Origin of the sequence: Cellulomonas sp. IC4_254 (assembly GCF_011603975.1) — a bacterium.
Lineage (GTDB): Bacteria > Actinomycetota > Actinomycetes > Actinomycetales > Cellulomonadaceae > Cellulomonas.
The window spans coordinates 1-4,550 of the sequence record NZ_JAANNB010000255.1 but is presented as its reverse complement, the minus strand read 5'-3'; the positions used below and the strand labels follow the sequence as shown (position 1 = coordinate 4,550).

4 protein-coding genes are annotated in these 4,550 nt (G+C 77.6%); all 4 read left to right on the top strand.

Annotation, left to right across the window (positions count from 1 at the left end; genetic code table 11):
- Positions 1-1,377 (top strand): magnesium transporter (gene mgtE, locus G6556_RS17325; protein WP_205693673.1); only part of this gene is annotated, 1,377 nt, incomplete at its 5' end.
- A gap of 174 nt (positions 1,378-1,551) precedes the next feature.
- On the top strand, positions 1,552-2,958 hold the full coding sequence (locus G6556_RS17320) for a magnesium transporter (protein WP_166944169.1): 1,407 nt from the start codon (positions 1,552-1,554) through the stop codon (positions 2,956-2,958).
- Between the two features lie 42 nt (positions 2,959-3,000).
- Entirely contained in the window at positions 3,001-3,828 is an 828-nt protein-coding gene (locus tag G6556_RS20315) for an IclR family transcriptional regulator (protein WP_166944167.1), read from the top strand.
- A gap of 101 nt (positions 3,829-3,929) precedes the next feature.
- Positions 3,930-4,550: bifunctional 4-hydroxy-2-oxoglutarate aldolase/2-dehydro-3-deoxy-phosphogluconate aldolase (gene eda / locus G6556_RS17310; RefSeq protein WP_166944165.1), on the top strand; the 621-nt coding region annotated here is incomplete at its 3' end.

Sequence of the window (4,550 nt, the reverse complement as noted above, 5' to 3'; positions counted from 1 at the left end):
CGCCCGGGCGCCCTCCCGGTCGACCTCGACCTGCACGACGTCGTCGCCGTCGGCACGCGCCGGGCCGTCGAGGTCTGGCTCGAGACCACGACCGACCCGCGCACCCGCGCGGACGAGGTCGCCGAGCTGTCGGACCGCGAGGTCCGCACCCTCGTCGGTCTGCTCGACCCCACCACCGCGGAGCACCTCCTCGCGAGCCTGGAGCCGCACGCCGCGGCGGAGATCCTGCACGTCGTCCCGGCCCCGGTGGCGGCGGGGCTGGTCGCCAGCCTCGACCCCGACGAGGCCGCCGAGCTGCTCCGTGTCACCCCCGACGGCGAGCGCGCCGCCCTGCTCGCCGCCATGCCCGTCACGCGGTCGGCGACGGTCCGCGGCCTGCTGGCCTGGCCCGACGACGCCGCCGCCGCCCACATGAACCCGGAGGTCGCCACCGTCAGGGCCACCATGACGGTCGGCGAGGCGGTGGACGCGCTCCGCGCCCAGCCCGACTCCGCGACCGAGGGCGGGGGCGAGGTGTACGTCACCGCCCCGGTCGAGGGTGGCGTCGGGGAGGCGCTGCTCGGCGTGGTGACGTTCCGTGACCTCGTGCTGGCGGAGCCGACGGTCCTCGTCGCGTCGCTGATGCGCGACGACGTGGTGACGGTCGAGCCGACGGCGGACCAGGAGCGCGCCGCGCGACTGCTGCGCGACCAGCGGCTCGCCGCGCTCCCCGTGGTCGACGACGGGCTGCTCCTCGGGGTGCTCTCCGGTGACGACGTCGCCGACATCGTCGAGCAGGAGACCACCGAGGACGCGGTCCGGCAGGGTGGTGCGCAGCCGTTCGACGTGCCCTACCTGCGGGCCTCGCCGCTGCTGCTGTGGCGCAAGCGGATCGTCTGGATGCTCGTGCTGTTCGTGACGGCGACGATGACGAGCTCGGTGCTGCAGCACTACGAGGACGAGCTCGACACCGTGGTGGCGCTGATGTTCTTCGTGCCGCTGCTCATCGGTGCGGGCGGCAACGCGGGCACCCAGATCACCGCCACCGTGATCCGCGCGATGGCGACGGGCGGCGTGCGGCTGCGCGACGCCGGCCGGGTGGTGCGCAAGGAGCTGAGCACCGGTCTCCTGGTCGCGGTGACGATCGCCGCGGCAGGCTGGCTCCGGGCGTGGACCTCCGGCGTCGGGGGCGAGGTCGCGATCACGGTCGCGGTCGCCGCCGGCGCGATCATCGTGTGGTCGTCGCTCATCGCCTCGGTGCTCCCGCTCCTGCTCCGACGGGTGGGCGTCGACCCTGCGGTCGGGTCCGGCCCGCTCATCACGACGCTGGTGGACGCGACCGGCCTGATCATCTACTTCACGGTCGCCCGGGTGTTCATCAGCGCCCTCGGCGCCTGACCCCGCGAACCCGGACGCCCCGCGCCCGCACCACGGACGGCCCGGTGCCGTCCCGTCCTCCCGTGCTGCCCGCACCGGGCCTCGCCGGCCCCCAGGTGCGGCGGCCCGGCGCATCGTGCGCCACCGCCGGAACCCCGCGGGCCGCCGCCGTCGGCCCGCCGTGAGGAGACCACCATGTCCCGCTTCGCCCTGCCCCGTCCTGCCCGCACCGTCGCGGACCCGGTGCCCGAGGCCCCGGGCCGCCTCGCCGACGCCCGCACCCCCGAGGAGGTCGCCGGCTGGCTCCGCGGCACCCCCGGTCGCGCCGACCGGGAGGCCGCTCTGGCCGACCTCGTGTCGGCCGGGTCCGACGACACCCGGCGGATCGCCGCGCTCCTGGACCCGGCGACCGCCGCCGACCTGCTCTCCGGCGTCGACCCGGGTGCCGCGTCCGCGCTGCTGGCGCTCCTCGACGTGCCGGTCGCCGCCGGGCTGGTGGGGGCGCTGCCCGGGGACGAGGCCGCCGCCGTGCTCCGTGAGCTGTCGCGCGACCGTCGTGACCTCCTCCTCGAGGCGCTGCCCGCGGCCCGGGCTGCCGTCGTGCGGGGTGTCCTCGCCTGGCCGCGCGGGACGGCCGGGGCGCGGATGGACCCGGACGTGGTGACGGTCCGGCCGTCCGCGACGGTGGCCGAGACGGTGGCGGCGCTGCGCGCGCGAGCCCGGGTCCCCGCGAGCGGCGAGGTCTACGTGACCAGCCACCCCGAGCCGGGCGTCGCGCCCGTGCTGCACGGGACGGTCTCGTACCGGACCCTCGCCCTCGCGGCCCCGGGGCGCGTCCTCGCGGGGCTCGCGCGGCCGGACGTCCCCGCCGTGGCCCCCGACACGCCCGGGGAGCAGGCCGCGCGCGTGCTGCGCCGGCACCGTGCCGGGGCGGTGCCCGTGGTCGACGACGGTCGTCTGCTCGGCGCGCTCACCGACCAGGACGTCGCGGACCTCGTCGAGGGCAGCGCGACGCAGGACGCCGAGCGGCAGGGCGGGGCGCTCCCGCTGGACCTGCCCTACCTCGCCGCGTCGCCCGCACGGCTGTGGCGCCGGCGGATCGGGTGGCTGCTCGCGCTGTTCGCCGCGGAGATGTACACCGGCACCGTGCTGCGTGCCTTCGAGGACGAGCTCGAGACCGTCATCGCCCTCGCGTTCTTCGTGCCGCTCCTGATCGGCACGGGCGGGAACGCGGGTACGCAGATCACCACGACCCTGGTGCGGGCGATGGCCCTCGGCCAGGTGCGGCTGCGCGACCTGGGGCGGGTCGTGCGCACCGAGGTCACGGCGGGCGCGCTCCTCGGGCTGACGATCGCGCTGGTCGCGGGGGTGTTCGCCCAGATCCTCGGGGTGGGTCCCGAGGTGGGGCTCACCGTCGCCGTCTCGGCCGGGGTGATCGTGCTCTGGGCGTCGCTGGTCGCCGCGGTGCTGCCGCCGCTGCTCCGGCGGCTCGGCGTCGACCCCGCGGTCGTCTCCGGCCCGATGATCACCACGCTCGTGGACGGGACCGGGCTCATCATCTACTTCGAGATCGCGCGGCTCCTGATCCCCGCCCTCGGCTGACGTCGGGCACGAGGCCGCCACGGCGCCCGTAGGGTGGGCGCCGTGGCGGAGGAGACGAGCGGCGCGGGCGCCGTCGCGGCGGGTGCCGGGGCGGGCCCGGCGGCGGGTCCGGCCGGGTCGCCGGTCGAGAGCGTGGACCGCGCGCTGCGCACCCTCGAGGTCGTCGCCGCCGCGGGCCCGGCCGGCGCGAGCCTCGCCGACCTGTCGGCGGCCCTCGGCGTGCACAAGACCACCGTGCACCGCGCGCTGGCCGCGCTCCGGCACCGCGACTACGTCGCGCAGGACCCCGCGAGCGGCCGGTACGGGCTCGGCGCCGCGGCCCTCGGGCTCGCCGACCGGTACTTCGCGGAGGACGACCTGCCCGCCCGGCTGCACGGCGCCCTGGTCGCGCTGTGCGCCGCCACCGACGAGCTCGTGCACCTCGGCGTCCTCAGCGGCGCGCAGGTGGTCTACCTCGACAAGGTCGAGCCGGAGCGGCCCGTGCGGGTGTGGTCCGCGGTCGGCCGGCGGAACTGGGCGGCGACGACGGCGCTCGGCCGGGCGATGCTCGCGTTCGGCGACACCCCGGCCGCGGCGCTGGACGGGTACGTGGGCGCGGTGCAGCCGGCCGGCCGCGTCGCCGTCGCGCACGTGGCGGACGAGCTCGCCGCGGCCCGGCAGCGCGGCTACGCCGTCGAGGTCGAGGAGAACGAGCCGGGCATCGCCTGCCTCGGTGTGCCGCTGCTCCGCGGGTCGCGGCCGGTCGCGGCGCTGAGCGTCACGGCCCCGGCCGACCGCATGACCGCCGAGCGCCGGGACGAGGTGCACGCGCGGATCCGCGCGGTCGTGCCGCCGCTGCTCCCGCCGGGCCTGGCGCTGCCACCGGCCTGAGCGCCCGCCCCACCCGCCGTTGCTGCCGGGCCTCGCCGTGTGCCACGATCGGTGCGCAGGGCGCATCGGAAGTTGCGCAGAGCGGAACGAAGGAGTTCGACATGGCGGACGTGCTCGACCGGCTCGCGGCGCACCGGCTGGTGCCGGTGGTGGTGCTCGACGAGGCGCGGGACGCCGGCCCGCTCGCCGACGCCCTCGTCGGAGGCGGTCTGCCCGTCGCCGAGGTCACCTTCCGCACGTCCGCCGCGGCGGACGCCGTGCGCGTGATCGCGGACCGGGGCGGCGACGTGCTGGTCGGCGCGGGGACCGTCGTCACGCCCGCGCAGGTCGACGCCGCCGTGGCGGCCGGCGCGCAGTACCTCGTGTCGCCCGGCACCTCCCGCGCCGTCGTCGAGCGCGCCCAGGATCACGGCGTCCCCGTGCTGCCCGGCGCCGTGACCGCCACCGAGGTGCAGGCCGCGCTCGACCTCGGCCTCGACACCGTGAAGTTCTTCCCGGCCGGCACCTCCGGCGGCAGCGCGGCGATCGCGGCGCTCGCGGCCCCGTTCGGCGGGGTCCGGTTCGTGCCGACCGGCGGCGTCGGGCCGGGCAACCTCGACCAGTACCTCGCGCTGCCGTGCGTCGCCGCGGTCGGCGGCTCGTGGATGGTGCCGCGGGACCGGGTGCGCGACGGCGACCTCGCGGGGGTCCGGACGCTCGTCGCGGACGCCGTGGCGCTCGCC